The 26,148-nt window shown below is 61.2% G+C and carries 27 protein-coding genes, 1 tRNA gene and 1 pseudogene; 7 read left to right on the top strand and 22 right to left on the bottom strand.

The annotated features are described in order from the left end of the window. Positions 1 to 9 precede the first annotated feature (9 nt). Positions 10 to 94 (top strand) — tRNA-Leu (locus tag SB756_RS10230). A 74-nt stretch (positions 95 to 168) separates the two neighbouring features. On the opposite strand, the gene SB756_RS10225 is transcribed toward SB756_RS10230, so the two are convergent. Continuing rightward, the gene (locus SB756_RS10225) at positions 169 to 666 is read right to left on the bottom strand and encodes a RidA family protein (RefSeq protein ID WP_063426328.1); all 498 of its coding nucleotides are present in this window, start codon (positions 664 to 666) and stop codon (positions 169 to 171) included. Positions 667 to 745: 79 nt separating this feature from the next. Further along, positions 746 to 2,161: an NAD(P)/FAD-dependent oxidoreductase gene (locus SB756_RS10220; protein WP_016501409.1), complete on the bottom strand. Its 1,416-nt coding sequence runs from the start codon at positions 2,159 to 2,161 to the stop codon at positions 746 to 748. A 434-nt stretch (positions 2,162 to 2,595) separates the two neighbouring features. Between SB756_RS10220 and SB756_RS10215 the strand changes: the two are divergent. Next, positions 2,596 to 2,706 (top strand): annotated as a pseudogene (locus SB756_RS10215) (effector protein); the annotation flags it as partial. 15 nt (positions 2,707 to 2,721) lie between these two features. Here the strand turns inward: SB756_RS10215 and SB756_RS10210 are convergent. After that, on the bottom strand, positions 2,722 to 3,144 hold the full coding sequence (locus SB756_RS10210) for a bleomycin resistance protein (RefSeq protein ID WP_096425602.1): 423 nt from the start codon (positions 3,142 to 3,144) through the stop codon (positions 2,722 to 2,724). A 342-nt stretch (positions 3,145 to 3,486) separates the two neighbouring features. Here SB756_RS10210 and SB756_RS10205 point away from each other — a divergent pair, with 342 nt between their 5' ends. Both SB756_RS10205 and SB756_RS10200 read left to right on the top strand, forming a co-directional pair. After that, positions 3,487 to 4,134, top strand: coding sequence for a trypsin-like peptidase domain-containing protein (locus SB756_RS10205; protein WP_341798855.1), 648 nt, complete (start codon positions 3,487 to 3,489; stop codon positions 4,132 to 4,134). A 152-nt stretch (positions 4,135 to 4,286) separates the two neighbouring features. Then, positions 4,287 to 4,766, top strand: a complete 480-nt coding sequence (locus tag SB756_RS10200; protein ID WP_341797614.1) for a GNAT family N-acetyltransferase — start codon at positions 4,287 to 4,289, stop codon at positions 4,764 to 4,766. 10 nt (positions 4,767 to 4,776) lie between these two features. Here the strand turns inward: SB756_RS10200 and SB756_RS10195 are convergent, their stop codons facing one another. Continuing rightward, entirely contained in the window at positions 4,777 to 5,073 is a 297-nt protein-coding gene (locus SB756_RS10195; RefSeq protein ID WP_341797613.1) for an addiction module antidote protein, read from the bottom strand. A gap of 320 nt (positions 5,074 to 5,393) precedes the next feature. Between SB756_RS10195 and SB756_RS10190 the strand changes: the two genes are divergently transcribed. Beyond that, entirely contained in the window at positions 5,394 to 6,287 is an 894-nt protein-coding gene (locus SB756_RS10190; protein WP_063426321.1) for a bestrophin family protein, read from the top strand. A 36-nt stretch (positions 6,288 to 6,323) separates the two neighbouring features. Here the strand turns inward: SB756_RS10190 and phnE are convergent, their stop codons facing one another. From phnE to SB756_RS10170, 4 genes are read right to left on the bottom strand one after another with little or no spacing between them, the layout of a single operon-like run. Beyond that, a complete protein-coding gene (gene phnE / locus SB756_RS10185) occupies positions 6,324 to 7,091 on the bottom strand; it encodes a phosphonate ABC transporter, permease protein PhnE (protein ID WP_410910781.1) in 768 nt (255 codons plus the stop codon). After that, entirely contained in the window at positions 7,088 to 7,915 is an 828-nt protein-coding gene (locus SB756_RS10180) for a PhnE/PtxC family ABC transporter permease (protein WP_410910780.1), read from the bottom strand. The genes phnE and SB756_RS10180 overlap by 4 nt, the downstream gene beginning before the upstream one ends. Next, positions 7,909 to 8,718 carry a phosphonate ABC transporter ATP-binding protein gene (locus SB756_RS10175; RefSeq protein ID WP_019438899.1) on the bottom strand — a complete coding sequence of 270 codons (810 nt, stop codon included), beginning with the start codon at positions 8,716 to 8,718 and terminating at the stop codon, positions 7,909 to 7,911. Before SB756_RS10175 ends, SB756_RS10180 begins: the two co-directional genes overlap by 7 nt. Further along, positions 8,715 to 9,569 carry a putative selenate ABC transporter substrate-binding protein gene (locus SB756_RS10170; RefSeq protein WP_410910779.1) on the bottom strand — a complete coding sequence of 285 codons (855 nt, stop codon included), beginning with the start codon at positions 9,567 to 9,569 and terminating at the stop codon, positions 8,715 to 8,717. The genes SB756_RS10175 and SB756_RS10170 overlap by 4 nt, the downstream gene beginning before the upstream one ends. Positions 9,570 to 9,695: 126 nt before the next feature. Here SB756_RS10170 and selD point away from each other — a divergent pair, with 126 nt between their 5' ends. Both selD and mnmH read left to right on the top strand, forming a co-directional pair. Beyond that, positions 9,696 to 10,730, top strand: coding sequence for a selenide, water dikinase SelD (selD, locus tag SB756_RS10165; RefSeq protein ID WP_341797609.1), 1,035 nt, complete (start codon positions 9,696 to 9,698; stop codon positions 10,728 to 10,730). Continuing rightward, on the top strand, positions 10,730 to 11,842 hold the full coding sequence (gene mnmH, locus SB756_RS10160) for a tRNA 2-selenouridine(34) synthase MnmH (RefSeq protein ID WP_410910778.1): 1,113 nt from the start codon (positions 10,730 to 10,732) through the stop codon (positions 11,840 to 11,842). The genes selD and mnmH overlap by 1 nt, the downstream gene beginning before the upstream one ends. Before the next feature lie 123 nt (positions 11,843 to 11,965). Here the strand turns inward: mnmH and SB756_RS10155 are convergent, their stop codons facing one another. The 14 genes from SB756_RS10155 to cyoA all read right to left on the bottom strand — a co-directional run bounded on the left by SB756_RS10155 (position 11,966) and on the right by cyoA (position 26,019). After that, on the bottom strand, positions 11,966 to 12,352 hold the full coding sequence (locus SB756_RS10155) for a lysozyme inhibitor LprI family protein (RefSeq protein WP_049274139.1): 387 nt from the start codon (positions 12,350 to 12,352) through the stop codon (positions 11,966 to 11,968). A 20-nt stretch (positions 12,353 to 12,372) separates the two neighbouring features. Further along, the gene (locus tag SB756_RS10150) at positions 12,373 to 12,912 is read right to left on the bottom strand and encodes a hypothetical protein (protein ID WP_341797606.1); all 540 of its coding nucleotides are present in this window, start codon (positions 12,910 to 12,912) and stop codon (positions 12,373 to 12,375) included. Positions 12,913 to 12,979: 67 nt separating this feature from the next. Beyond that, positions 12,980 to 15,505 carry a TonB-dependent siderophore receptor gene (locus tag SB756_RS10145; protein WP_410910777.1) on the bottom strand — a complete coding sequence of 842 codons (2,526 nt, stop codon included), beginning with the start codon at positions 15,503 to 15,505 and terminating at the stop codon, positions 12,980 to 12,982. A 73-nt stretch (positions 15,506 to 15,578) separates the two neighbouring features. Continuing rightward, positions 15,579 to 16,553, bottom strand: a complete 975-nt coding sequence (locus tag SB756_RS10140) for a FecR family protein (protein ID WP_410910776.1) — start codon at positions 16,551 to 16,553, stop codon at positions 15,579 to 15,581. Continuing rightward, positions 16,550 to 17,077 carry a sigma-70 family RNA polymerase sigma factor gene (locus SB756_RS10135; RefSeq protein ID WP_341797603.1) on the bottom strand — a complete coding sequence of 176 codons (528 nt, stop codon included), beginning with the start codon at positions 17,075 to 17,077 and terminating at the stop codon, positions 16,550 to 16,552. Before SB756_RS10135 ends, SB756_RS10140 begins: the two co-directional genes overlap by 4 nt. 56 nt (positions 17,078 to 17,133) lie before the next feature. Beyond that, the gene (locus SB756_RS10130; RefSeq protein ID WP_016501424.1) at positions 17,134 to 17,697 is read right to left on the bottom strand and encodes a GNAT family N-acetyltransferase; all 564 of its coding nucleotides are present in this window, start codon (positions 17,695 to 17,697) and stop codon (positions 17,134 to 17,136) included. A gap of 194 nt (positions 17,698 to 17,891) precedes the next feature. After that, positions 17,892 to 18,275, bottom strand: coding sequence for a YkgJ family cysteine cluster protein (locus tag SB756_RS10125; RefSeq protein ID WP_016501425.1), 384 nt, complete (start codon positions 18,273 to 18,275; stop codon positions 17,892 to 17,894). A gap of 126 nt (positions 18,276 to 18,401) precedes the next feature. Beyond that, positions 18,402 to 19,529 (bottom strand): hypothetical protein, encoded by a 1,128-nt coding sequence (locus SB756_RS10120; RefSeq protein ID WP_410910775.1) that lies wholly within the window; start codon positions 19,527 to 19,529, stop codon positions 18,402 to 18,404. Positions 19,530 to 19,647: 118 nt separating this feature from the next. After that, positions 19,648 to 20,856 carry an alanine transaminase gene (alaC, locus tag SB756_RS10115; protein WP_063426301.1) on the bottom strand — a complete coding sequence of 403 codons (1,209 nt, stop codon included), beginning with the start codon at positions 20,854 to 20,856 and terminating at the stop codon, positions 19,648 to 19,650. A 335-nt stretch (positions 20,857 to 21,191) separates the two neighbouring features. Then, positions 21,192 to 22,079: a heme o synthase gene (gene cyoE / locus SB756_RS10110; protein WP_016484944.1), complete on the bottom strand. Its 888-nt coding sequence runs from the start codon at positions 22,077 to 22,079 to the stop codon at positions 21,192 to 21,194. Positions 22,080 to 22,090: 11 nt separating this feature from the next. Continuing rightward, on the bottom strand, positions 22,091 to 22,423 hold the full coding sequence (gene cyoD, locus SB756_RS10105; protein WP_410910774.1) for a cytochrome o ubiquinol oxidase subunit IV: 333 nt from the start codon (positions 22,421 to 22,423) through the stop codon (positions 22,091 to 22,093). After that, a complete protein-coding gene (gene cyoC, locus SB756_RS10100; protein ID WP_016484942.1) occupies positions 22,423 to 23,049 on the bottom strand; it encodes a cytochrome o ubiquinol oxidase subunit III in 627 nt (208 codons plus the stop codon). The genes cyoD and cyoC overlap by 1 nt, the downstream gene beginning before the upstream one ends. A gap of 3 nt (positions 23,050 to 23,052) precedes the next feature. Continuing rightward, positions 23,053 to 25,071 (bottom strand): cytochrome o ubiquinol oxidase subunit I, encoded by a 2,019-nt coding sequence (cyoB, locus tag SB756_RS10095; RefSeq protein ID WP_016501429.1) that lies wholly within the window; start codon positions 25,069 to 25,071, stop codon positions 23,053 to 23,055. Positions 25,072 to 25,074: 3 nt separating this feature from the next. Continuing rightward, positions 25,075 to 26,019, bottom strand: a complete 945-nt coding sequence (cyoA, locus tag SB756_RS10090) for a ubiquinol oxidase subunit II (RefSeq protein WP_016501430.1) — start codon at positions 26,017 to 26,019, stop codon at positions 25,075 to 25,077. Between the last annotated feature and the right edge of the window lie 129 nt (positions 26,020 to 26,148).

Raw genomic sequence — 26,148 nt, 5'->3', positions numbered from 1 at the left:
GCGCCACACGCCCTGATGGCGGAATTGGTAGACGCGGCGGATTCAAAATCCGTTTTCGAAAGGAGTGGGAGTTCGAGTCTCCCTCGGGGCACCAAAATCCGGAAAAAACCGACCTTATGGTCGGTTTTTTTGTGCCCGACGATTTTGTCGGGCTGGGCCAGGGTCCTCTCAGGGACGAACCGCTGTCACTTCGATCTCAACCCGCCAGGCGGGGTGCGCCAGGCCTGCAATCTGGAACGCCGAGCGCGCAGGTAGCACCGGCTGCTTGGCGGCTGGCCCGAAGAACTGGGTGTAGCCGGCCATGAAACCGTCGAAATCCATCTTGCCGCCGTTCTCCGGCCCGCCCACCAGGAATACCTGCATCTTCACCACGTCAGTCAGGCCAAGACCCAGCGCTTTCAGCTGCTGCTGGATGCTTTCAAGCACATTGATGGTTTGTGCCTTGGTATCACCGTAGGCTTCCAGCGAATCCTTGGGCGCGTCGGGATGGATCACCGACGGGACGGAACCGCTCAGATAGACGATCGACTTCCCGGCAGGAATCTCTACTGCCGAGGAGATAGGGAAACTACCTGCGCCATGGCGCACGATATCTTGTGCATGAACGCTGCCGGCACCGGCTAATCCCAACGCCAATGCAGCAACGGTCTTGAACGCGAATTTCATATTTCTCTCCTGATGGTTACACAAGAATGTACACGCACCGGTGATGCGTGTACGGGTCATTCCATTGCGGTATGTGTGCTTAGAATCGATACAAACTGAAGGGTTTAGGGTCCAGCACCGGCGCCTTTCCAAGCAGCAGGTCTGCCGTCAGCTCGGACGACACCGGGCTTTCCGTCATACCCCAACCGGTGGCGGTGTTGATGACCAGGCCAGGGTACTCATTGACCTGCGAAATGATCGGGTTCTCATCCGGGGCGATGGCCATGGCACCGCTCCACTGATCGATCAACTTCGCATCCTGGAAGGCAGGGAACTCGACCTTGAGCTTTTCCAGAGATGCATCCAGCTCTGGAATATCCGGGGCCGCCGTCATCAGCCTGTTTTTCTCGAAGGGCGATACCTCGTCCAGCCTCCACTGGGTGGGCTGAGTGAACGAATCAATCAGTTGCTTGTTGAGTGAGATGTGCACCGGGAAGTCGGGAATGGCCAGCAATGGCAGGTATTTATAGCCATACATGAACGATTCTTTGACCACCGGGGCAACGACGACGCGCGGTGAGGTGGCGTATGTACCGTCGGCCTGCTCGCGGAAGTAGATGTTCCCTGGCAATGCAACGTTGCCCCCCGGTGCACGGGGTGCCGCGCTGATGATTTGCTGGGACTGGTAGGCCGGCAAGGTAGGCACATCGACGCCCAGGTTCTGCATGAACAGCCTGGACCAGGCGCCGCCTGCCACGACCACGCGAGAAGTGCTGATGGCGCCCTTCTCGGTCACCACATCGGAGATGACGCCTGCCTGGGTTTCCAGACCCCTTGCGGCGCAGTGGGTGTAGATGCGCACACCCATTTTCTTGGCGTACTCCGCCATGACAAACGATGCGCGCTCGGCGTCCAGGCTACCGGAGTCTTCCTCGAAACCTGCAATTTTCCAGCTCGATGATGCACCGCGCAGCCGCTGTTCGAGTTCATTCCCCTGAATGATCCGAGTCTTGAAGGGGTTGTCCGCTGCTACTTCCCGGCTTTTGACATCAATCCACTTTCTGACGCTTTCCAGGTCTTCTTCATCGAAAGGAACTTCGACCCGGCCCTGTGTGCGATAGCTGGTATCTGCACCCACTTTGGCGTTCATCTCGCGCCACCGTTGTTTGGCAAGATGGTGCAACTGGAACGTCGCATCAGGCATCTTGTAGGTCATGACCTGACCATAGAACCTGCATGACTGCTCGCCGGCAATATCACCTTTTTCAACGACGACTACCGAGAGGCCACGCTCGACAAGATTGATCGCGGTCATGAGCCCCAGAATACCAGCGCCAACAACTACCACGTCCGCCTGCTTGGGAAGTGCACCTTCCGTGCCTTCTACAAAACCAAACCGCGGTTTGCCGGGGATCAACCGGCCTTCGCGGGTCAGCAAGGGGGTCAGAATGCCTGCGCCACCTGCAATGGCCACGACGCCGCCGCCGATCAAAAACTTACGCCTCGTCATTCCCATGACACTTTCCTTTCCTGGTAAACGGTGTGGGGTCATCAGTTCAGGCGGAGAGTCACCTACTTGGCCGCCAGCCGCCGCGGTCAACTTTCGGCCACCGCGTCAGGCTGATGGTTAAAATTGAAGGGCGGCTATTTTGTTGATGACCCGCTTCGGGAAAAAGCGCTGTGGGCAAATACTTAGTTCAGCCATTTTGAAACTATCGTGCAAGGGACATAAATAGTTGATATAGCGACACTCAACACTCGAAAGAGAGAAGTTAGTCCGGGCGAAGATACTGGATTAGTTCCGAAAGTGCGCGGAGGCAATAAGCGCCGCAAATTCAATAACTGTGTGGGTGTATAGCGATATGTGGCGACACTTCATTGCCACATATTCAGTGTGGACAAAGGCATCAGCATCTGACGGTGGTAGATCTGTCCAATGCACAGGGTGGCATCGAGCGGATCGGCACGGATTTGCAGAGCCTGTTCAGGTTCAGTGAGCACCAGACCCAGATGGATACCCTTTTCGAGACCATCGAGCGCAACCTGGGGTCAATTTTCCGTGGATCCGCCCTTGGCTCAGGCGCTCTTCACGCCGAGATCTTCAGCAAACCGAAGCAGGTAGCCGTCCGGGTCTTGCACCAGGAAATTGCGCTGGCCGACCAGCATGCCGCCCTGGCGGTACCAACACTCTTCAATCGGCTTTCTGATGCTATGCCCCGCAACCCCCAGCGACGCGACCAAGGACAGTGCATCAGCGCATTCGATCGACAGGTTGATGCCTCGACCATACGGCGGCTCCAGCGGGCCGACCCGCCAGGGTGACTCACTCTGCCAGTCCTGCTCCAGCATCAGCTGGCTGCCACCAAAGGACAGGAAGGCAAAATGCTCTTCTGGCCGGTCGTATTCAATCTTGAAGCCGAGTACGCCGCAGTAGAATGCCAGGCTGCGAGGTAGATCAGAAACGATCAGCTCGGGCACCAAGGGATTTAGCTTAAACAATGTTCTGATTCCTTTCAGGGTAAGTCGACTGGCAACTATGAACAGGTCGCCCTGAAAAAGGTAGCTTGTCAGTGTGATAGCCCAATGCAGCCCAATGCAGCTCACACCCATCAGATCCGCCCGAAAAAAATCCCTCCACTTTGACGCCGCCCCAATGGCTCTGGGACCTGTAGCCATACCTGCATTCTATTGGCCGCCGTCATGACTAACACTTAAGCTGTCATTCGTCGGGTATATGCCGAAAGTATTGCCAGCGTAATGGCACTTAGCCATAGTTGCGCTCCCATTTCTCCACACCCTGTGTGACACATGAAAACAATCGCGCCCTGCATGGCGGCAATGATGCTGCTCAGTGGGTGCAATGGAGTGCCAACGTCGTACGTTTCAGACCCCGTCTACAGCCAGGCTTTCGTGGTCACTTCCGGTGCACCGCTGCCGATGTTGCTGATGGCCAGCGCCATCCAGTGGAACGAGGATTACGCAGTAACCGCCAAACACACCCCCTTCCTGCGCAACGTGGTCCACGAGGGCCTCGGTGACGTAGTGTTCTTCAAGCACAAGGCCAGCAGCGTGCCGCACTGGCGCCAGTACGTGCCTGGGGAAGCCGTGACGGCGGTGGGTTTCAACAGTTTCATGATGCCAATGCAGGGCAAGGGCCATGCCCTGTCGTCACTGGTACGGCTTGAAGGTACGCCTGGCAGCGTCTTCTACTCAGTGCATGACGGCCCGATCACCAAGGGTATGTCGGGTGGGCCGGTGTTTGCCGATGACGGCAAGGTGGTGGGCATCAACGTGGCCATCATCCCCACCAGCGAGATCGACGCCGGCAAGCGGCCGGACCTGGCCGGCAAGGACCGCATCAGCGTGTTCATGTCGTTCAGCGAAATCGACAAGGAATGGCGGCGTTACCAGTACCTGCTGGCGCACAAGGCCAAGCCCCAGGCACCGGCTTCGGTCAAAGGCTACGTGGCGGTGGCCGCCAAGCCGTGAATCGGGTCGCGGTATTGGATGGAAAGCGGCCTATGATGTGAGGCTGATGGCCTCTTCGCGGGTAAACCCGCTCCCACAGGGCCTGCACAGGATTTGAGCCTTGTGCAGTACCCGCGAAGAGGCCGTGCCAACCAACGCGAGAAGGACCTGCCATGCACCTGACCCACCGCCCCATCCGGCCTGAAGACATCCCCGTCATCTGCAGCTTCCCGCAGAACCCGGACGAACTGTTCTACATGTTCCCCAAAGCCACCTACCCCCTCACCCCCAACCAGCTGAGCGACGCCATTGCCCAACGCAGCGGCTCCACGGTAGTGGAAGGTAACGGCGCTGTCCTGGCCTTCGCCAATTTCTACAAAGCCGAACATGGCGGCGTATGTGCCCTGGGCAACGTAGTGGTGGCCCCCAGCGCCCGCGGCCTTGGTGTAGCGCGTTATCTGGTAACGGCAATGATCGACCTCGCCCGTCAGCAGTACAGCGCTCGGGAGGTCTGGGTGTCATGCTTCAATCACAACACCGCCGGCCTGCTGCTTTATCCACAGCTGGGCTTCACACCGTTCGGCATCGAGGAGCGGCAGGCGTGGGACGGCACGCGGGTAGCGTTGGTGCAGATGAAGCAAATACTGACTTAACCGAGCTGGATCAGCGGGTCATTGCATGTGGCTGAACGAGAAGGTCCACCCCCAGAGCACGAATGACCCTCAATACAGTGTCAAAACGAGGCTTCGCGCCAGGGCTCAGCGCCTTGTACAGGCTTTCTCTACCCAGCCCACTCTCCGTAGCAATATTTGTCATGCCTCGTGCACGAGCGATATGTCCAAGTGCTCGAATGATTTCCTCGGTATCGCCATCTGATAGCACCTGGCTAAGGTATTCACTGATTGCCTCATCGCTGCTCAACAAGGCTGCCATATCAAACGGGATCAATTTTTCGCTCATTTCATCTCCTTCAGCAGCTTTCTGGCTTTGAGGATATCGGCGGCCTGGGTGGCAGTAGCCAAGCGGCAAAGCTTTTCGTCTGTTCAACGAGAAACATCAAGTGGTCACCCAATCGTATCCTTATGGATACACCTATTCAAGGATTGAAGCGACCCACTCTGTCGTTTTTGAGCTGAATCAGGAATTCAGGCACATCTGACAGGCTGGTCGGATTTTTCCCTTCGTTTCAGCTACAAAATCCCTTGCAACATTCAACCCTCGAACCTTCGACGAGCCTCGGCGTCCCATCCTGCATCCCCCGCGTTTCGAGGTGCCCCCGCGTGAAAGACATCATCACCCGCAAGTACCGCCTGGCCGTGAAGACCATCGGCTACATCGGCTGGTCGCTGTTCTGGCTGCTGATCTGGGATGTGCTGGTCACCATCGACTTCATGCTGTTCTTCAACAGCAAGTTCACCCTGCCGCTGATCCCATTGACCTTGCTGGGCTCGGCGCTGGTGGTGCTGGTGAGTTTTCGCAACAGTAGCGCCTACAACCGCTGGTGGGAGGCACGCACGTTGTGGGGGGCGCTGGTGAACGGGTCGCGCAGCTTCGCCCGGCAGACGCTGACCCTGATCGACGACCCGGATGATGGCCTGAACCCGGTCAAGGCCACCCTGCTGCGCAGGCATATCGCCTATGTGAACTGCCTGGCGGCGCACCTGAAGGGTGAACGCTGCCCGGACGAGCTGATGGCCTTCATCCCGCCTGCGGAGTTCGAGCGGCGCAACCGTTCGAATAACTTCGCCAATGACATTCTCGGCGGTTCAGCGGCCTTGCTGGCGCGGGAATACCAGGCCGGGCGGCTGGACAGCATCCGCCTCGCACGGCTGGAGTCGACGCTGGTGGACCTGTCCAATGCCCAGGGTGGCATGGAGCGGATCGCCAACACGCCGCTGCCCTACCCTTATGTGTATTTTCCGCGGCTGTTCATTACTTTGTTCTGTTTGATCGTGCCGGTGGGGCTGGTGGAATCGCTGGGTTGGTTCACGCCGCTGGCATCGACGGTGGTAGGGTTCATGCTGCTGGCCATCGAGCGGATCGGCACGGACTTGCAGAGCCCGTTCAGGTTCAGCGAGCATCAGATCCAGATGGATACCATATGCGAGACGATCGAGCGTAACCTGGAGTCGATGCAGCGGGAGGCGCAGTGTGCCGAGGCTGTAGACGCCTGAGAGATGTCGGGGCTGCATTGCAGCCCGGGCTTTCCGTCAGGCCCGCACATAGCGCTGGCGCAACACGTCACTCAACACATCCACCAGCAACACCAGCACCAGCATCCCGATGATCACCGTGCTGGCCTGGGCCTCCTGGAACAGGCTCAAGGTGGTGTACAGCATCTGCCCCAACCCGCCCGCCCCGACGAATCCAAGCACGCTGGCCATGCGGATGTTGTTCTCCCAGCGGTACAAGCTGTAGGCCAGCAACTGCGGCCACAGGTTGGGCAGGGTACCAAAGCAGAACGCCGCCACTTGGCTGCCCCCCTGCAAACGGATCGCCGCCGCCGGCTCTGGCGGTGCGTTCTCCAGCGCCTCGGCAAACAACCGCCCCAGCACGCCAGCGGTGTGCAACGCCAAAGCCAGGGTACCGGCATTCGGCCCCAGCCCAGCCGCCAGCACAGTCAGCGCAGCCCACACCAGTTCAGGGATGGCCCGCAGTGCATTCAGCAACAACCGCGCCGCGCCCTGCAACGGCCAGCCGAAGCGCCCCGCCGCCGGCAGCGCCAGCAACATCCCCAGTACCATCGCCAACAAGGTGCCCAGGCCAGACATGGCAAGGGTCTCCAGCGCCCCACGCCACACTGCCTTCAGGTGATCGGTAGACAGGTCCGGGTGCAGGAAGCGCCCGGCATACTCGCCCATCTGCCCCAGCCCGCCGTTGCCTACCAGTGCGCGCAGGTCCAGCTCCAGGTAAGCAAACGAGGCCACCACCGCCACCGCGATGGCGCCAAGCAGCAACAGGTTGATTGCGCGGTTCATGCCAGCCTCCAGCGCAGCAGGCGGCTGAGTAGGTCGGCCAGCATCACCAGCAGCAAGAACGTAAGCAGCATGCTCGCCACTTGCGCACCATCGAACATGCGCATCGACAGGTCGATCTGCTGGCCCAGCCCGCCGGCACCGACAAAGCCCATCACCACCGAAGCCCGCACCGCGCACTCCCAGCGGTACACGGTGTATGACACCACTTCCGATGCAGCATTGGGCAGGATGCCGTAGAAAAACGCCGCCAGCCGGCCACTGCCCGCCTGCAACAAGGCATGCGCCGGGCGCTGGTCGACCGACTCGAATATTTCGGCGTAAACCTTGCCGAGCATGCCACTGTAGGTGATGGCGATAGCCAGTACGCCCGCCGTCGGCCCCAGCCCCACGGCGCGCACGAACAGCAACGCCCAGACGATCTCCGGCACGCTACGCAGGAAAATCAGCAGCCCGCGCACCGGCAGACGCAACAGTCGCGACCAGAACCCGGCCCGCCCGCCGCGTGAAGCAGCACGCAAGGACAAGGCACGGCTGGCCAACAAGCCAGCCGGGATCGCCAACAACAACGCCAGCGCCATGCCGGCAGTCGCCACGGCCAGGGTCTGCAAGGTGGCTTCATAGAGCAGTGCAAGAAAATCGGCATCATGTGCCGGCGGCCAGAAGGCGCTGGTAAAGCTGGCAATCTGCTGACGGTTGTCCGCCTGCAACAGCACCCCGGGGTTCAGTTCGCTTGTCAGGATAGCCGGCCACAGTACCGCTACCGCCAACAGGGAAAGCAGCAACCGCGGCAGCAGCGCGGGGTCGCGGGCGTCGGCCTTCAGCATCGCGGAATCTGCACGGTCAGGGTCGGCCCCTGGGTTGGCGGCGGAGCCAGTTGTTCGTTGGCGTATAGCGCGTCCAGCAGTTGCTCGGTGACCGCTTCGGCCGGGCAGTCGAACACAACCTGCCCTTCCCGAATGCCAATCACCCGCGGAAAATGCGCCAGCGCCAACTCTACGGCGTGCAGGCTCGCCACCAACGTCACGCCAGTGGCCTGGGCATGGCGATTGAGCAAAGCCAGGCTGTGGTCGGCCAACACCGGATCCATGGCCGACACCGGTTCGTCGGTCAGCAGCACCTGCGGACGCTGGTACAACGCCCGAGCAATGCCCACCCGCTGCAACTGGCCACCGGACAACTGCCCACACTGCACGAATAGCTTGTCGGCCAGGCCCAGTTCAGCCAACACCTGGCGCGCCCCCGGCACATCGCTGGGATACAGCAGGTTGAGCAAGCCGCGCAGCGTACCCCACTGCCCCAGGCGACCCGCCAGCACGGCGGTCACCACCCGCTGACGCGGTGGCAAAGGCGGCGACTGATGCACCAGGCCAACCCGCGCACGCAGTCGCTGGCGTGCCCTTGCCGACAGTGCCCAAGGTTGCTCGCCAAGCAACTCCAGGCGCCCACTGCTGGGCTGGATGGCCGTGGCCATCAGGTGCAGCAAGCTGGACTTGCCCGCCCCCGACGGCCCGATGATGGCGACACGCTCGCCCTGCGCGATACGCAGGCTCACCGCGTCAAGCGCGCGTACCTGGCCATGGCGCAGGCTGGCACCGTGCAGATGAATTGCCGCATTCGAAGCTGTCACTTGAGCAGGCCGGCCTCGCGTGCAGCCTGTTCGGTGCCCTTGTAGTTCTCAGGCTTGGTCTCGATGAAGCGGCTGGCGGCCTGCAGGTCAAGGATCGCCTTGTGCTCCGGGTTGCTCGGGTCGAGGTCCAGGAAGGCTTTCTTGATTTTCTGTTTCAACGCCGGGTCCATGTTGCCGCGCACGGTCCAGTTGTAGTCGAAGTAGGTTGGGGTGGTGGCGAACACCTTCACCTTGGTGGTGTCGACCTTGCCTGCATCCACCAGCTTTTGCCACACGCTGGCGTTCAGCACGCCACCCTCGACCTTGCCAGCCTGCACCCAGGCCACGGTGGCATCATGGGCGCCAGAATAGGCCACGCGGCTGAAGTACTCTTCAGGCTTGATATTGTCCTGCTTGAGCATGAAGTAACGCGGCATCAAGCTGCCCGAAGTAGACGAGATGGAACCGAAGGCAAACGACTTGCCCTTCAGATCGCTCAGGCTCTTCACGTCGGGGTTGGCGGTGATGAACTTGGACGTGAATTGTGCGTCCTGCTCACGCTGTACCAGTGGCGTGGCGGTCGTGTCCTTCAGGTGCACCTGAACGAACGTGAAGCCCCCCAGCCAGGCCAGGTCGAGACGGTCTGCGGCCAGCGACTCCACCACCGCCGGGTAGTCCGCCACGGGTACGAACTTCACCTCCATGCCCAGTTGCTTGGCCAGGTACTCACCCAGTGGCTTGAATTTGCGCTGCAGCTCGGTCGGCGCTTCGTCGGGGATGGCGCTGACCCGCAGGGTTTCAGCGGCCTGTACGACAACGGCACAGCAAGACAGCACGAGGCCGGCGGCGAGCGCCAGGGGGCGTTTGAGCATGGGTGTTCTCCGGTTCAATAGCGGGGAAGTGCCGACAAATCCGCCGACATCGGGAATTATAAGAGGCAAGGGCCCAAAGGCCAGCTTTGCTACAATCGCGCAACAATTTGACCTGCTGAGGTACACATGAGCGAGCCGATTCGCCTGACCCAGTACAGCCATGGTGCCGGCTGTGGCTGCAAGATTTCCCCCAAGGTGCTGGACGTGATCCTCGCCGAAAGCGGCACCCAGGCCCTGGACCCTAAACTGTGGGTCGGCAACGCGTCACGTGACGATGCAGCAGTGTACGCGCTGGACGAAGAGCGCGGTGTGGTCTCGACCACCGACTTCTTCATGCCGATCGTCGATGACCCGTACGACTTCGGCCGCATCGCCGCCACCAACGCCATCAGCGACATCTACGCCATGGGCGGCGACCCTCTGATGGCCATCGCCATTCTTGGCTGGCCAGTCAACGTGCTGCCACCGGAAGTGGCCCGTGAAGTGATCCGTGGCGGCCGCGCCGTGTGCGCCGAAGCCGGTATCCCGCTGGCGGGTGGCCACTCCATCGACGCCCCCGAGCCAATCTTCGGCCTGGCCGTCACCGGTGTGGTCAGCAAGCGCCACCTCAAGCGCAACGACACCGCCACTGCAGGCTGCCAGCTGTACCTGACCAAGCCACTGGGCATCGGCATCCTCACCACCGCCGAGAAAAAGGCCAAGCTACGCCCGCAGGACCAGGGCCTCGCCCGCGACTGGATGTGCACCCTTAACACACCTGGCAGCCGCTTCGGCAAACTCGACGGGGTCAAGGCCATGACCGATGTCACCGGCTTCGGCCTGCTCGGCCACCTGGTCGAGCTGGCCGAAGGCAGCGGCCTCACCGCGCACCTGGACTACGCCGCGGTACCGCGCCTGCCCAGTGTCGACCACTACCTGGCCGAGGGCTGCATCCCCGGTGGGACCCTGCGCAACTACGACAGCTACGGGCACAAGATCGGCACCCTCACTGACGACCAGAAGCACCTGCTGTGCGACCCGCAGACCAGCGGGGGCCTGCTGGTGGCCGTTACCCCGGAGGGTGAAACCGACTTCCTCGCCGTGGCTGCCGAACTGGGCCTGCAACTGTCGCCTATCGGCAAGCTGGTCGAGCGACAGAGCCACGCGGTCGAGGTGATCTGATGCGCCCCGACTGCACCGACTTCCGTCAGCTGTTCCTCGACGACGTGCCGATGATGGACATGCGCGCGCCGCTCGAATTCGCCAAAGGCGCCTTCCCTGGCGTGGTCAACCTGCCGCTGATGAACGACCAGGAGCGGCAGAAGGTCGGCACCTGCTTCAAACAGCAAGGCCAGGCGGCCGCCATCGTCCTGGGTCACCAGCTGGTCAGCGGCGCCACCAAGCAGGCGCGGATGGATGCCTGGGTAGCGTTTGCCCAGATCCACCCGCAAGGTTACCTGTACTGCTTCCGGGGCGGCCTGCGTTCACAGATCGTGCAGGGTTGGCTGCGCGATGAAGCAGGCATCCAGTACCCGCGTGTCAAAGGTGGCTACAAGGCCATGCGCACCTTCCTGCTGGAAACCACCCAGCAGGCGGTGGCGCAATGCGATTTTGTGCTGGTGGGCGGTTTGACCGGTACCGGCAAGACCGATGTGCTGCACCAGCTGGACAACGTGCTCGACCTGGAAGGCCACGCCAACCATCGCGGTTCCAGCTTCGGCAAACGCGCCACCGCGCAGCCGGCGCAAATCGACTTCGAAAACCAGCTGGCCATCGATGTGCTGAAAAAGCGCGCCCGCGGCTGCGAGCAGTTCGTGCTGGAAGATGAAGGCCGCATCGTCGGCAGCTGCACGGTGCCACTGGAGTTGTATCAGGGTATGCAGCAGTACCCGCTGGTGTGGCTGGAAGACAGCTTCGCCAACCGCGTGGAGCGCATCTTGCGCGACTACGTGGTCAACTTGAGTGCCGAGTTTATCTCCGTGCATGGCGAAGAGGATGGCCGCCGGTTGTTTGCCGAGCGCATGCTGCAAAGCATGGCCAACATCTGCAAGCGCTTGGGTGGGGAGCGCTATCAGCGGCTTTCGCAGATCCTGCGCCTCGCCCTTGAAGCGCAACAGCGCAGCGGCGCGGTGGACCTGCACCGGGGCTGGATCGAAGGCTTGCTCAACGAGTATTACGACCCGATGTATGCCTACCAGCGTGCAGCCAAGGCAGAGCGTATCGAGTTTGCCGGGGATGCCGTGGAAGTGCGCGAATACCTCAAGGCCCGGGCGCTGCGCGAGCCTCGCCAGTAAAAGCGGGGCCGCTTCGCGCCCCATCGCCGGCAAGCCAGCTCCCACAGGTTGAGTGCCATCTTCTGCCTGTGAGCTGTACCTGTGGGAGCTGGCTTGCCGGCGATGGGGCCGGGACAGGCAACCTCACTGCCCGGGGCTGAGCACCCGTTCCAGCTCCGCCGCCCGGTCGCGGGTCATGTCCATCATGCATGACCCTCCCTCCAGCTGCGCCATCGTCCCGCCACTGGCCTGCACATGAAACTGGCAATTGCCATCGCGGTAGGCAAGCCATTTACGCTGCACATCCCGCAAGCTTTTCTGCTGCCCGGCATCCAGCTTGCCCATCAGCTGCTTGTACACCCGGTTCAGACGCTGGTCCTGCACGTGTGTCTCGGCCTGGATGCACTCGCTCATGGCCACGGTGCTGGAGGCCTTGTCCATGCACTTTCCGTAGGCCGGCGTGTAATCGTCCGCCACGGCCAGCGGCAAAACGCAGGCCAGTGCCAGGCCTGTCAGGCAATGCTTGATCATGCAAACCCTCCTTGCGGGTATCAAAACGACTGCGGTTGTTCCGGCGGCATCAGTACCTTGCCTGGGTGGAAGCGCAGCGATGGCATCTGCGTGGCTGAATAAAGCGCCACGCCCAGCGCCGCAATCAACGCCACATCCAGCCAGTTCCAGCCCGGCATGTCGTCGGCGCTACGTGCCTTCCAGCAATGCCAGGCCTGCCCCAGGCAGAACACCCCGATGGCCGCCAGCCACAGATAGAAACCAGCACCAAAACCGGTCAGGTCGTGAAACTCATAACTCTGGTTGTCGGGCAGGCGGGTGATGCCGAAGCTGCTGGCTGCCAGGTACACCGCCGCCAACCCGGCCAGCAATGCCAAGCGGCGGAACCGCCGATGGGCAAGGATGGCCAGGGCCAGCAGCGGGTTGGCAAACCATTGGTACAAACCGAAGGGCATGCCCCATGGCCCGTACAGCAACATCTGCAAGGCCGGCATATGACGCTCGCCGCTCATCAGCGCGCCATCGAAGAACAGGGCGAGCAAATACAGCAGCAGGCTGATACTCAGGTAGAAAGCGGGCAAAGGGGATTCCTGAGAGAAACGGGACAGCCTACGACCTTAACCCAGGCCCTGCCCCGCTTCCAAACCCTCAATAGGTGCCGCGCAGGGTCACCATGAAGTTGCGTGGTTCACCATAGTAGTTGCCATAGGTCGAAGTACCCACGGTTTCGTAGTACTTCTTGTCGAACAGGTTGTTGCCGTTGAGCGTGACGTTCCAGTGATCATCGACACGGTATTCGACCAACGCGTTCCAGATCGCATAGCCGCTCTGGTCGAAGTCGAACGGTACGTTTCGCTCAACCAGCGCGCCGCTGCTGTCGTAGCGATTCACTGTACCGCTCATGTACGTGGCGCTTTGCACCTGCACGCCGCCGCCAACCTTGAAGTCGCTGAGGATACCCGGCAGCCGGTAGGTGCTGTACAGCTTGAACAGGTGCTTTGGCATCACCGTGCTCAGCGGTGCATCGGCGCTGCGGTTACGGTTCAGGTTGAAGGTGTAGCCCCCCACCAGCATCCAGTCCGGCAGCAGCTCGCCAGACAGCTCCATGTCGATGCCCTTGCTCACCACCTTACCGTTGGACACATAGCAGCAGCTGCCCGAGAAGCCGGCATTGGTGGCCAGGAAGTTCGGGTCTTGCACCGCTTCGTTTTCGCGGGTGCTGTAGTACAGCGCCACGCTGGCGTTGAGTGCGCCATTGAACAACTCACCCTTGAGGCCGGTTTCGTAGGTTTTGCCGGTCATGGGCTCAAGCGGCGCACCGCTTTGCGCAGGGCCGCTGATTCGGCTGGACTGCGGTTTGTAGATTTCCGAATAGCTGACGTATGTCGACCATTGATCGTCAAGGTCGTAGACCAGGCCACCGAACGGGGTGACCTTCGTGCCTATACGCTGCTCCGGGCTGGAGATACTTGCTGGCGAGGTCAGGTTGTTGGTGTAGGTCTGCCAAAAGTGGAAACGCTGTGCACGCGCCCCGACAATCAGGTGCAGGGGTTCAGCCAGCTGCAAACGCAGGCTGCCGTACAGGCCGTACTGGCGTTGCGAGTTGGGGCTGTAGTCGCGCTTGTAGTCACGCCCGTTGCCGGGGTCGTCGAACGCTGAGCTGTCGGGGTCGAATACGTTGGCCGGCGCGCCCGAGGCGGCATAAGGCGCAGTGCCCAGCCACCGACTGTCGATCTTCTGGTAGTCGGCACCGAAGACCACTTCATGGTCCAGACCAAAGGCCTGGAAGTGGCCAGAGACGTTACCGTCATACAGGTGCTGCTCGTTCTCCTGGCGGGTCGAGGTGCCGTACCAGGTCGCCCCGCTATTGGTCACCGGGTCTACTGCATTCAGGGTGGTCGCCGTCTTGAACAACCCAAGGTCCCACGTGTTGGTGTAGCTGAGGTTGAGCTTCCAGTCGTCGTTGAATCGGTGGTCCACCTTGGCGAAGTACTCGCGCGCGGTGGCGTCGAGGTAGGCCCAATTCTTGGTCAGGCCGGTATGCCGTGGCAGGTTCAGGTCAGCACCATTGCTGTAGCGCGGCACCGCGCTATTGCTGCCGGTTTCGTGGGATTTGTTGTAGCGAGCACCGAAGGTGAGCATGGTGTCGTCCGTAACGTCCGCCTCCAGCACGCCATACACCAACGGCCGCTCGGTGGCGCGGTTGTCGGTGAAATACTGGCGATCGGTGTTGGACATCACCAGGCGTCCGCGCAGGCGGCCATCCCAGCCTAGCGGGCCGGAGAGGTCGAACTCCTGGCGGTAATTGTCCCAGGTGCCGGCCGACAGGGTCATCTTGAGCTGGTTGTAAGCAGTCGGCCGCTTGCGAACCATGTTGATGATGCCGCCCGGGTCGCCCGAGCCGCCATACAGCGCCGCGGTACCGCGCAGCACCTCGATATGGTCGAACTCGGCCAGCTCGAAGATGTTCGACGAATAGAACGAGCCCATCGCGGTCCCCAATGCCTGTGGCGCAGCGCCGTCGATCTGCAGGTTCTGGATGCTGAAGCCGCGTGAAAGGAAGTCTTGGGTGCGGAAGGTGGTGCTCTGGGTGACGATGCCCGGCGTTACTTTCATCGCCTGGTTGATGTCGGTCAGTTGCTGATCTTCGATCAGCTGTCGGGTCACCGTCGATACCGATTGCGGCGTCTGGCGCAAGCTGGTCGGGGTCTTGGAGCCGACGCTGATCAGGCCTGGGGCATACGAGCCGGTGTTCTCGGTACTTTCGCCCATGCCTTGGCCGGCCACGGTAGTAACGCCCAGTTCCATCGGGTCACCCGCCACGGCCACCTGCGGCTCGGCCACCAGCCGGTAGCCGTTGTCGCTGCGCTTCACCCGGTAACCACTGCCAGCCAGCAACACGGCAAAACCGCTGTCCACCGAATACAGACCGTGCAGGCCACTACTTTGCAGCCCGGTCAGCGCTTCGGGGGTGAAGGCCAGCGACACGGCGGCTTGCTGGGCATAGCTGCCAAGCGCCTCGGCCAGGTTGCCGGCGGGCACGTCGAAGCTACGGCGGGCGGCCTCCTCGGCCACGGCCGGCAGGGCTGCAATGGATAGGGCCAGCCCGGCGCAGGACAGGCGCAAGGCCAGGGCTAGCGGGCTGAGGACGGGGTGGCCAGGGAATCGGCGCATGGTGGATCGGCTCCTTGTTCTTGATCGGTTGGCCTCTTGTTTGACGGGCCACTGCGCAGAAGCGGAACCACCTTTATCGATTTTCTCGCGGGGCTGGCTCGACCGTGGTCCACCAGCGGCCAACACCGCCGATACGAATCGGCAACGCCTCGGCCAGCAGGCGCAGGGCGCGCTCGCTGTCATCCAGCGGCAGCACCGCCGAAACCTTGATGGCCTGCATGGCCTGGCGGTCGAAGCGCAGCACGCCGCGCCGCTGTTGCGACAACGCGTCCAGCACCTGATCGAGCGGCACGCCTTCGGCCACCAGTTGGTGGTGCTGCCAGGCCCGGTCTACCCGCGCCGGGTCGATGGCCGGCAGCGGTCCAAGCCCGTCACGTGCCACCCAGGCGCGTTCACCACGCCCGGCGACCAACTCATCACCGGACACCGCACTGCGCGCCTCGACCCTGGATTCGAGCATGGTCAGCTCGCTGCGTGCGTGACCTTGGCTGACCACGAAGCGCGTTCCCAGCGCCTTGAAGCTGCCCTCATCGGTTTGCACCACGAACGGCCGCGTCGGGTCATGGCTGACATCCACCAGCACCTGGCCATGCAGCAGGCGGATGCGCCGCTCGCCAGCGCTGAACTGCACATCCACGGCAGAATTGCCCGCCAACGTCAGCTGTGAGCCATCTGCCAGGGTTTCGCTATGCCACTCGGCCGGCGCGGTGTGCAGGTCGGCCAACCAGTCCGTTGGCGATACGCCGGCAAGCGGCAAGCCGCCCAGCAACGAGGCCGCCAGCACCAGGCCGAACAGGGTGCGCCGCGCACCCGAGCGTGGCGTCGAAGGCTGTAACCCGGCGCGCAACCCGGCGCCCACCGGCCCGCGTTGCTGGCGCAGCGCCTGGACCTGGCTGATCACCCCCTGCATGCGGCGCAAGGTGGCGCCGTGGCGCGGGTCGGCCTGCAGCCAGGCCTCAAGTTCGCACGCATCAGCGGCATCCAGTTCGCCTTCGCCCAGGCACAGGGCCCACTCGGCAGCCTCCTGTTCGATGCGGGACGGGTTCACGGTGCGGCAATGTCCAGCGTGCGGTGGCAGTGGATAAGCGCTTGGGCCAGGTACTTGCGCACCATGCGCGGGGAAATCTGCAGACGCTCGGCAATCTGCACCTGGGTCAGGTCGTCCAGGTAGTAACCCACGAACGCTTCACGTGCATTTACATGCAGGCCTTCGAGCAGGAAGGCGATCTGCTCCAGCGCCTCAAGGGTGATGAGGATGCTCTCGGGGGACTGGTGCCCTTCCAGTGCCTCGGCAGCCTGGGCCAGTTCGCTGAGGTAGGCCGCTTCGATCTGCTGCCGGCGTACCCGGTCGATCAGCAGGCGGCGCGCCGTAGTGCTGAGGTAGGCGCGTGGCTCGCGCATGCCCAGCAGGGCATCACGCGAAGCCAGGATGCGCACGAAGGTGTCCTGGGCCAGGTCGGCTGCGCTGTGAGAGCAGCGCAGCTTGCGGCGTAGCCAGCTGAACAGCCAGCCGTGGTGCTCGCTGTACAGCTGTTCAAGCGGGTACGGGCTGGTTGAGTCGGCTACGGGCATGGGGTACCGGGACACAAGTGAGAATTGTTCCCGAATAGTAGCTATTCGCCGTAAGACTATGCAACAGGTGGTTCAAGCAACAACCCGTAGATACCCGAGTCGGACAGCTCGCCGGCCACGCACCAGCGCGCCCGCAGGGTGCCTTCCAGCACAAAGCCCTGCCGCTCGAGTGTGCGCGCCGAGCCCTGGTTACGCGGGTCAATCTCCCCTTCAAGGCGGCGCATGTGCAGGGTGTGGGCGAGGTAGTCGATGAAGCAGGTCAATGCTTCGTCCATGTAGCCCCTGCCCTGCACGGCACTGGCCAGGCAGTAGCCGATTTCGCCGCGGCGGGACACATCGTCAATATTGAACAGCTGCACCATGCCGATGAGCTCGCCGTTATCACGGCGATACATGCCGAGCTTGAGCTGGTCGCCATTGGCATAGGCTTCGCGGTCGGCGGCCAGGGCGCTTTCGGCTTCGGCCAGGTCTTGCCAGGGGGCATGGTGCCAATAACGCATGACCTCGGGGTCGGCCATGATCGCCAGCCATTGCGCAGCATCGGCATGGCGCATGGGGCGCAAGTGCAGACGCGGGCTGTCGAGGCAGAGGTCACTGGGGAAACTGCGGGGTGGGGTCACGCCGGATCTCCTGTCCATTGCTGGGGAGATGACAGTTTAACGTCAAGTGCAGGGTTCAGGCATCCCGGGGCTGCTTTGCAGCCCATCGCCGGCAAGCCAGCTCCCACCAGGCCACCACAAAACCTAAGCCTTGTGCAGTACCTGTGGGAGCTGGCTTGCCGGCGACAGGGCCAGCCCAGGCGAGCATAAAGGGTTCAGGCCACCTCAGCCCCATCATCCGGCCAATGCGGCTCGTTGGCGCCTGGCGGCGTCAGTGGTGGCAGCCCATACGCCGCCCGCGCATCGTCGCAGCTGGGGTTATGCACACCCCCCTCCCACGATGCTTCGAATTCGCGGCAAGGGCTGGAGCGGTTGGCGTAAATGGTACAAGCGACTTCCTTGCCGATCTCGCCTTCAAGGCTGACGCAGCGGCAGGGCTTGGCATCGGTGCCGATCATGGCAACGCGGGTGGGGTTGATCTGTACCACCAGGTCGTCCGGCACAACGCCCCCGGCAGACTGGCATTCGCCCCAGAAGAAAGACACACGGAAGTACCCGCAGCAGGCGCCGCAGTCAAGGCAAGGGTTATATTCAGACATGATGCCACGGAGGGAAGGTTGTTGTTATCGGGGTTGGCCCGCGGCGCCATTCTCAATCGAACCCGGGGCGGCTGGATAGAGGGTGCATGCAAAAAAATTTGCCACTGATCCGGCCGCCCGCTTCGTTCAGCGCAATGCCTTGTAGGTGGAGACATCCCAACGCTGCAAGGCAAGCCCTTCGGTCGGGTCATAGTCATCACCACACACCTTGCTGAACTGCGTACGGTCCTCGCCGCAATGCACCAACCGGTCATGCTTCTGACCCTCGGTCAGCACTGTGTAGGATTTGACGCGCATGGCTTGGTACTGCGCTTCGGCTGCGGCCATGGCTTGGTGACACTTCATCAACTGGCTGTCGTTCAACGCCAGCTGCCTGCCCAGTTGAACCCCCCAGCGGGTCAGGCAGACTTCAGCGAAATGTCGCACGATCAGCCCGGGCTCCTTGAGCACCGTGCCGTCGCTTGCACCATCTACCGATGCGTTGCCGACCAGCGTGGCATGACGCCCGGGCATCGGATAAATACAGATTTGCGTGCCACTGACGACTGACGGGATCACGCAGGCAAACCCTTTGGAACGCTCATCCCGCGAGTAGAAGCCGACATATTCACGCACGTTTTCCGCCAGTGCGATGCGCTCGGCTTGCACATTGCCGACACCAGGCACCGGGTCGATCGCAAAGATATTCACCGGTACGTTTCGCAATACCGGGTCTTTCGCCATGGCGTTGGCCAGCATGTGGCAGCTGATGCCGCCCCGGCTCCAGCCCACCAGGTTCACCTGGGTCGGAATGCGCGGTTTGCGGAACATGCTGATGATGCGCTCTTGCAACTCTTGCGGCGTTGGGTGGCGGTCACCGTAGTCGTAGGTACGCCAGAACCACGAGGCCGTGGATGACACTTCCGGAACAGGTACGCCAGCATCCTTCAGCCGCCCGTACTCTTCCTCGCTCAGCTTGGTGCGCTGCCAGTTGCTTTCGCCTTTGATCACCTGCAGCACGTGGTTGACGTTTTCTTCCCAGCCGCTACCGAACAACTGGCCGGTCCAGTTGAAGTAGCCGCCGGGCTCTACGAACAGCTTGTCATCCTGAAGGTTGCCGCTGCCGGGACCGTCAACGGCAATCCAGTGGGCGAATTCGCGGCCCTGGTCGTTGGCGGCCAGGGTCGAAACCAGCTCGCCGTTCCAGAAGTTGGGGTTTGCATCGTCGAAGCGATGCGAGCCGGTGCCGCAGAAGTAGGCGGTGAACACACTCATGGGGAGGGATCTCTTTGGTGAGAAATGAGTGCTGAAGATAGGTAGGCTGATCGGTGAAACGCAGGCGGAAAGCTCGCCCTGCTGGAAAATCGAGGGGCTGCTTTGCAGCCCCGGTTGCTTATTTGCGGGCCACCCCGTCAGCCCGGAACATCTGCCGGATGCCGCGAATGGCCTGGCGTATGCGGTCCTGGTTCTCGATCAGGGCAAAGCGCACGTGGTCATCGCCATACTCACCAAAACCGATGCCCGGCGACACGCACACCTTGGCCTCAGCCAGCAGCTTCTTGGAAAACTCCAGCGAGCCCATGTGTGCATATTGCTCAGGGATCTTCGCCCATACGTACATCGATGCCTTGGGGTTCTCGACCATCCAGCCCAGCTCGTGCAGCCCTTTCACCAGCAGGTTGCGGCGCTGGCGGTACTGCTCGGCAATGTCACGGACGCATTGCTGGTCACCTTCCAGCGCCGCAATGGCAGCGACCTGCAGCGGGGTGAAGGTGCCGTAGTCGTGGTAGCTCTTGATCCGGGCCAGGGCGTTGACCAGCTCGGGGTTACCGACCATGAAGCCGATCCGCCAGCCCGCCATGTTGTAGCTTTTGGACAGGGTGAAGAACTCCACCGCAATGTCCTTGGCGCCAGGCACCTGCATGATCGACGGGGCTTTCCAGCCGTCGTAGACAATGTCGGCGTAGGCCAGGTCATGCACCACCAGCACGTCGTACTGCTTGGCCAGGGCCACCACGCGCTCGAAGAAGTCCAGCTCCACGCACTGGGCGGTCGGGTTGGACGGGAAGCCGAGGATCATCATCTTCGGCTTGGGGATCGACTCGCGAATGGCCCGCTCAAGCTCGTTGAAGAAGTCCACACCCGGCACCAGCGGCACCGAACGCACCTGGGCACCGGCGATCACTGCGCCGTAGATGTGGATCGGGTAGCTGGGGTTGGGCACCAGCACCGTGTCGCCCTGGTCGAGTGTGGCCAGCATCAGGTGGGCCAGGCCTTCTTTCGAGCCGATAGTTACGATGGCTTCGCTTTCCGGGTCGATGTCAACCTCGTAGCGTTCCTTATACCAGTTGGAGATGGCCCGGCGCAGGCGCGGGATGCCGCGAGAGGTGGAGTAGCCGTGGGTGTCTTCACGCTGGGCGACCTGTACCAGCTTCTCGACGATGTGCGGCGGGGTGGCGCCATCGGGGTTGCCCATGCTCAGGTCGATGATGTCCTCGCCACGGCGGCGGGCGGCCATCTTGAGCTCGGCAGTGATGTTGAAGACGTAAGGGGGGAGACGATCGATGCGCGCAAAGCGGCGCGGCGAACCTGGGTTGGCCATGGCTTCCTCTGAGGACGTAAGCGCCCGGAACCGTCCGAGCGACGCTGGCCGATGTGGCGGCCTGAGACAGAAGATAGTGCCGAAACATGATTCCTGTAAAGGGCAAAATCCTGTTTTTCTAGATCTTTTTAGAAGTATTTTTTGAAAATACAGGATTTATATTTTGCTGTGATGGCCTCTTCGCGGGCTCGCCCGCTCCCACAGGGTTACTCACAGCCCTTGGGACCTGCGCCGTACCTGTCGGAGCGGGCAAGCCCGCGAAAGGGCCGGCACAGAAAAACGCCCACAAAAAACCCCGGCACATGGCCGGGGTTTTCGTGAAACAGGCAGCAGTATCAGCGTGCGTAAGTCATCAGCACGTCCGCAGCAGTCTGGCTGTCCACGCCCATCATCACGCTCAGAGCGGTGACAGTGAGGATGGAGAAGCCGAACACCTTGCGGGCCCACTTGCTGTCGTCCTCGGCCTTGTAGCCACCCCAGGCCATGTACAGCCAGTACAGGCCCATGGCAGCTGCCACGGCCAGGTAGCCGAGGCCGGCGTAACCGCCGAGGGTGAGCATCAAGGTGGCGAGCACGAAGGCCAGCACGTACAGCACGATCTGCTTCTTCGCCGCGAGGATGCCACGTGCCACCGGCAGGACCGGAATGTTGGCAGCGCTGTAATCCTTGAAGCGGAAGATTGCGATGGCAAAGCTGTGTGGCATCTGCCACAGGCTGAACATCACCAGCAGGGTTACCGCAGCCAGGTCGAAGCTGTTGCTAACGGCGCAGTAGCCGATCACCGGAGGCATGGCACCCGAAAGGCTGCCGACCAAGGTGCCGTGCACCGATTTACGCTTCAGCCACAGGCTGTAGAAACCGACATAGACAATGAAGCCTACAGCTGCGCAGAACGCCGACAGTGGGTTGGCCTGGACATACAGCAGGCTGAAACCCGCCACCCCGAGCAGGGTGGCGTAGATCAGCGCGAGGGGCAGCGACATGCCGCCCTGCACCATGACGCGGTTCTTGGTGCGCTCCATCTTGTGGTCGATGTCACGGTCGATGCAGTTGTTGAACACGCATCCGGACGCAACCACCAGCGAAGTACCGATCACCACCGCCAGGAACAAGGCGAAATCCACATGGCCCTTCGAGGCAAGGAAGAAACCGCCTGCCACGGAAAGCACGTTACCGAAAATGATCCCCGGTTTGGTGATTTGGATAAAGTGCTTAACGGACATGCAGTCTTACCTCACTTGGCCATCATTTCGATGTGGATGTTGAACATGATCCACAGCGACAGGCCGACCAGCAGTGCAATTACCAGCACGGTGAACAGGAACGTCGACACGTTGTTGCGTTGCTCTTTCGAGCGGTCCATGTGCAGGAAGTACACCAGGTGTACCACTACCTGGATCACGGCCATGGCAACAATGATCAGAACGGTCAGGTTCTTCGGCAGGCTGGCATTCATCGCCAACGCGAACGGGATCGCGGTCAGGATGATCGACAGGACAAAGCCGATCATGTACGACTTGACGCTGCCGTGGTTACCTTCGTGATGAGTGTCGTGTGCGCTAGCCATTACAGAACCCCCAGCAGGTAGACGACGGTGAATACGCAGATCCAGACCACGTCCAGGAAGTGCCAGAACAGGCTCAGGCAGCTCATGCGGGTCTTGGCGGTCGGCGTGATGCCATGCTTGTTGATCTGGTACATCATGATTGCCATCCAGATCAGGCCGGCAGTCACGTGCAGACCGTGGGTACCTACCAGGGCGAAGAACGCCGACAGGAAGCCACTGCGCTGCGGGCCGAAGCCCTCGCTGATCAGGTGATGGAATTCATAGATTTCCATCGCGATGAAGCCTGCACCGAACAGGAAGGTCACAGCCAACCAGCCCAGTACGCCAGCTTTCTTGCCATCGAACATCTTCAGCATGGCGAAGCCGAAGGTGATCGAGGACAGCAGCAGGAACAGCGTTTCAACAGCTACGAAATCGAGCTGGAAGATGTCATGACCCGACGGGCCGCCGGCAAAACTGCCGGACAGCACCGCGTAGGTGGCGAAGAGCGACGCAAACAGGATGCAGTCGGTCATCAGGTACAGCCAGAAACCCAGTACGGTCATCTGGCCCGAGTCGTGGTGGTGGTCGTCATGCCCATGGTCGTGACCATGAGCAGCGCCGCCGTGCATTACTTGACTGGACATTGATTACACCCGCTCAAACGATTCGACACGTGCGCCGGCAGGCAGAGCACCTGCTTTGGCCAGCGCTTTCATACGCTCGCCTTCGATGCGCGCCACTTCTTCGGCCGGAACCATGTAGCCCTGGTCGTCACGTGCAGCGTGGCGAACGAAGACTGCGATGGTTGCCAACAGGCTCGCGCCCACCAGCCACCAGATGTGCCAGATGAAGGCGAAGCCGAACACGGTCAGGAACAGACCCATGAACAGACCGGTGGAGGTGTTGCTCGGCATGTGGATCGCTTCGTACTTGGCCGGAACCTTGTACGCCACACCGGCTTCCTTGGCTTCGTGCCAGGCGTCCAGACCAACTTTCTCAGGCATGTGAGCGAAGTTGTAGAACGGCGGTGGCGACGAAGTGGACCACTCGATGGTACGGCCGCCCCATGGGTCGCCAGTGACGTCCATGTTGTCTTTGCGGTCGCGAACCGACACGTAGATCTGGATCAGCTGGCAAGCGATACCGAACAGGATCAGCACGGCGCCGACAACGGCTACGTACAGGTAGGGTTCCCACAGTGGGTTGTCGGAGTGGTTCAGACGACGGGTCATGCCCATGAAGCCCAGGGCGTACAGCGGCATGAACGCAACGTAGAAGCCCGACAGCCAGAACCAGAAGGCAGCTTTGCCCCACTTCTCGTTCAGGGTGAAGCCGAAGGCTTTCGGGAACCAGAAGGCGAAACCGGCGATGTAGCCGAATACCGCGCCACCGATGATCACGTTGTGGAAGTGCGCAATTACGAACAGGCTGTTGTGCAGAACGAAGTCAGCACCTGGAACGGCCAGCAGTACGCCGGTCATGCCACCGATGGAGAAGGTGACCATGAAGCCCAGGGTCCAGAGCATCGGTGCGGTGAAGCGCACACGGCCTTGGTACATGGTGAACAGCCAGTTGAACAGCTTCACACCGGTCGGGATGGAGATCAGCATCGTCGCCAGGCCGAAGAAGGTGTTGACGCTGGCGCCGGCACCCATGGTGAAGAAGTGGTGCAGCCATACCGCAAAGCCGAGGATGGCGATCGCGCCCGATGCGTAGATCATCGAGTGGTGGCCGAACAGGCGTTTGCCAGAGAACGTCGAGGTAACTTCCGAGAACACGCCGAAGGCCGGCAGGATCAGGATGTACACCTCAGGGTGACCCCACGCCCAGAACAGGTTGACGTACATCATCGGGTTCCCACCAAGCTCGTTGGTGAAAATGTGGAAGTCCAGATAACGGTCAACAGTCAGCAGAGCGAGTGCAGCAGTCAGAATCGGGAACGAAGCAACGATCAGTACGTTGGCCCAGGTGCAGGTCCAGGTGAAGATCGGCATGTCCATCAGCTTCATGCCAGGTGCGCGCATCTTCATCACGGTGACGAGGAAGTTCACGCCGGTAAGCGTCGTACCCAATCCGGATAACTGTAGCGCCCAGATGTAGTAGTCGACACCTACCCCAGGGCTGTACTGGATGCCTGCGAGCGGCGGATAGGCAACCCAGCCGGTCTTGGCGAATTCACCAACGCCCAGCGAGATGTTGACCAGCAGCACGCCTGCCAGCAGCAGGTAGAAGCTCAGGGAGTTCAGGAACGGGAAGGCAACGTCACGTGCACCGATCTGCAGAGGAACCGCGAGGTTCATCAGGCCGGTGAAGAACGGCATCGCCATGAAGATGATCATGATCACACCGTGAGCGGTGAAGATCTGGTCATAGTGTTCAGGCGGCAGGTAGCCTTCGGAGCCACCGGTAGCGGCAGCCAGCTGGGTACGCATCATGATGGCGTCGGCAAAGCCGCGCAGCAGCATGACCATCGCGACGATGATGTACATCACGCCGATCTTTTTGTGGTCGACAGTAGTCAGCCACTCGCTCCACAAGTAGGTCCACTTGCGGAAATAGGTGATAAGACCGACGACAGCGATACCGCCGAGCGCGATCATGGCAAGCGTCACCATGACTATCGGCTCGTGATAGGGTATCGCCTCCAGGCTTAGTTTACCGAACATCTCTTACTCCTCTGCACCGGCAGCTGGTTGCATACTCGATTCCACACCCTTGGTTGTGGCCAGATCTTTGCTGCCTGCTTCTTCGTGGACCGGCTTGCCGCGGTTCATGCCTTCGTACTTGTCGACGATGGACTGGAACAGCTCTGCTGGCGCCTCGCTGTACAGCGCGACTGGGTTGTATTCGCTAGGCTTGGCCAGAGCTTCGTACTCGGCTTTGCCCAGTTTCAACGGCGACTGCTTGACCTCGGCGACCCATGCATCGAAGTCGGCCTGGGAAGTGGCAGTAGCCTTGAATTTCATGCCGGTGAAACCAGCACCGCTGTAGTTGGCGCTGATACCGTCAAACACACCGTTTTCGTTGGCGATCAGGTGCAGTTTGGTGGTCATGCCGGCCATGGCGTAGATCTGGCCACCCAGGCCCGGGATGAAGAACGAGTTCATCACGGCGTCGGAGGTGACACGGAAGTTCACCGGGGTATTAGCCGGGAAGTTGATCTTGTTGACGGTGGCAATGCCCTGTTCCGGGTAGATGAACAGCCACTTCCAGTCCAGTGCGACCACGTCGATCTGAATCGGCTTCACGTCCGAGTCCAGCGGACGGTAAGGGTCCAGCTTGTGGGTGGAGTGGTAGGTGACGTAACCCAGGGCGATGATGATCAGGATCGGGATGATCCACACCGCGGCCTCGATCTTGGTCGAGTGCGACCAGTCAGGGGTGTAGGTGGCTGCCTTGTTGGAAGCACGGTACTTCCAGGCGAACGCCAGGGTCATGATGATCACAGGAATGACCACCAGCAGCATCAGGCCGGTAGCGATCAGGATCAGGTTCTTTTGCTCAATGCCGACCTGGCCCTTCGGGTCGAGCAGGGTCCAGTTGCACCCACTGAGTAAAAGCATGCCTAAAAAGGGCAATATGCCAAACAGTCTGGGGTAACGCTTTTTACTCATCTCACGACCTCTAGATCAGCTTGCTTCAATGCAATTTGTGTTTTGGTAGCCAACACTTCGTCCTGCCAAGTGAGGCATTTTGCGCCCGTACTCGCTCCTGCCTGGGGTCCGACTGCAGGACCTTGGCTT

Source organism: Pseudomonas sp. SIMBA_068 (genome assembly GCF_046534705.1).
GTDB lineage: Bacteria > Pseudomonadota > Gammaproteobacteria > Pseudomonadales > Pseudomonadaceae > Aquipseudomonas > Aquipseudomonas putida.
This window is presented reverse-complemented; position numbering and strand designations above follow the sequence as displayed.

Coding starts and splice junctions, on each gene's coding strand:
- SB756_RS10200 (WP_341797614.1), top strand. CDS start 4,287: ATGCACCTGACCCACCGCCCCATCCGGCCTGAAGACATCCCCGTCATC.
- cyoB (WP_016501429.1), bottom strand. CDS start 25,071: ATGTTCGGTAAACTAAGCCTGGAGGCGATACCCTATCACGAGCCGATA.
- cyoC (WP_016484942.1), bottom strand. CDS start 23,049: ATGTCCAGTCAAGTAATGCACGGCGGCGCTGCTCATGGTCACGACCAT.
- cyoA (WP_016501430.1), bottom strand. CDS start 26,019: ATGAGTAAAAAGCGTTACCCCAGACTGTTTGGCATATTGCCCTTTTTA.
- cyoD (WP_410910774.1), bottom strand. CDS start 22,423: ATGGCTAGCGCACACGACACTCATCACGAAGGTAACCACGGCAGCGTC.
- SB756_RS10135 (WP_341797603.1), bottom strand. CDS start 17,077: ATGCCCGTAGCCGACTCAACCAGCCCGTACCCGCTTGAACAGCTGTAC.
- SB756_RS10195 (WP_341797613.1), bottom strand. CDS start 5,073: ATGAGCGAAAAATTGATCCCGTTTGATATGGCAGCCTTGTTGAGCAGC.
- SB756_RS10180 (WP_410910780.1), bottom strand. CDS start 7,915: ATGCTGAAGGCCGACGCCCGCGACCCCGCGCTGCTGCCGCGGTTGCTG.
- cyoE (WP_016484944.1), bottom strand. CDS start 22,079: ATGTCCGTTAAGCACTTTATCCAAATCACCAAACCGGGGATCATTTTC.
- SB756_RS10125 (WP_016501425.1), bottom strand. CDS start 18,275: ATGTCTGAATATAACCCTTGCCTTGACTGCGGCGCCTGCTGCGGGTAC.
- alaC (WP_063426301.1), bottom strand. CDS start 20,856: ATGGCCAACCCAGGTTCGCCGCGCCGCTTTGCGCGCATCGATCGTCTC.
- SB756_RS10155 (WP_049274139.1), bottom strand. CDS start 12,352: ATGATCAAGCATTGCCTGACAGGCCTGGCACTGGCCTGCGTTTTGCCG.
- SB756_RS10170 (WP_410910779.1), bottom strand. CDS start 9,569: ATGCTCAAACGCCCCCTGGCGCTCGCCGCCGGCCTCGTGCTGTCTTGC.
- phnE (WP_410910781.1), bottom strand. CDS start 7,091: ATGAACCGCGCAATCAACCTGTTGCTGCTTGGCGCCATCGCGGTGGCG.
- SB756_RS10220 (WP_016501409.1), bottom strand. CDS start 2,161: ATGGGAATGACGAGGCGTAAGTTTTTGATCGGCGGCGGCGTCGTGGCC.
- SB756_RS10120 (WP_410910775.1), bottom strand. CDS start 19,529: ATGAGTGTGTTCACCGCCTACTTCTGCGGCACCGGCTCGCATCGCTTC.
- SB756_RS10205 (WP_341798855.1), top strand. CDS start 3,487: ATGCTGCTCAGTGGGTGCAATGGAGTGCCAACGTCGTACGTTTCAGAC.
- SB756_RS10225 (WP_063426328.1), bottom strand. CDS start 666: ATGAAATTCGCGTTCAAGACCGTTGCTGCATTGGCGTTGGGATTAGCC.
- mnmH (WP_410910778.1), top strand. CDS start 10,730: ATGCGCCCCGACTGCACCGACTTCCGTCAGCTGTTCCTCGACGACGTG.
- SB756_RS10145 (WP_410910777.1), bottom strand. CDS start 15,505: ATGCGCCGATTCCCTGGCCACCCCGTCCTCAGCCCGCTAGCCCTGGCC.
- selD (WP_341797609.1), top strand. CDS start 9,696: ATGAGCGAGCCGATTCGCCTGACCCAGTACAGCCATGGTGCCGGCTGT.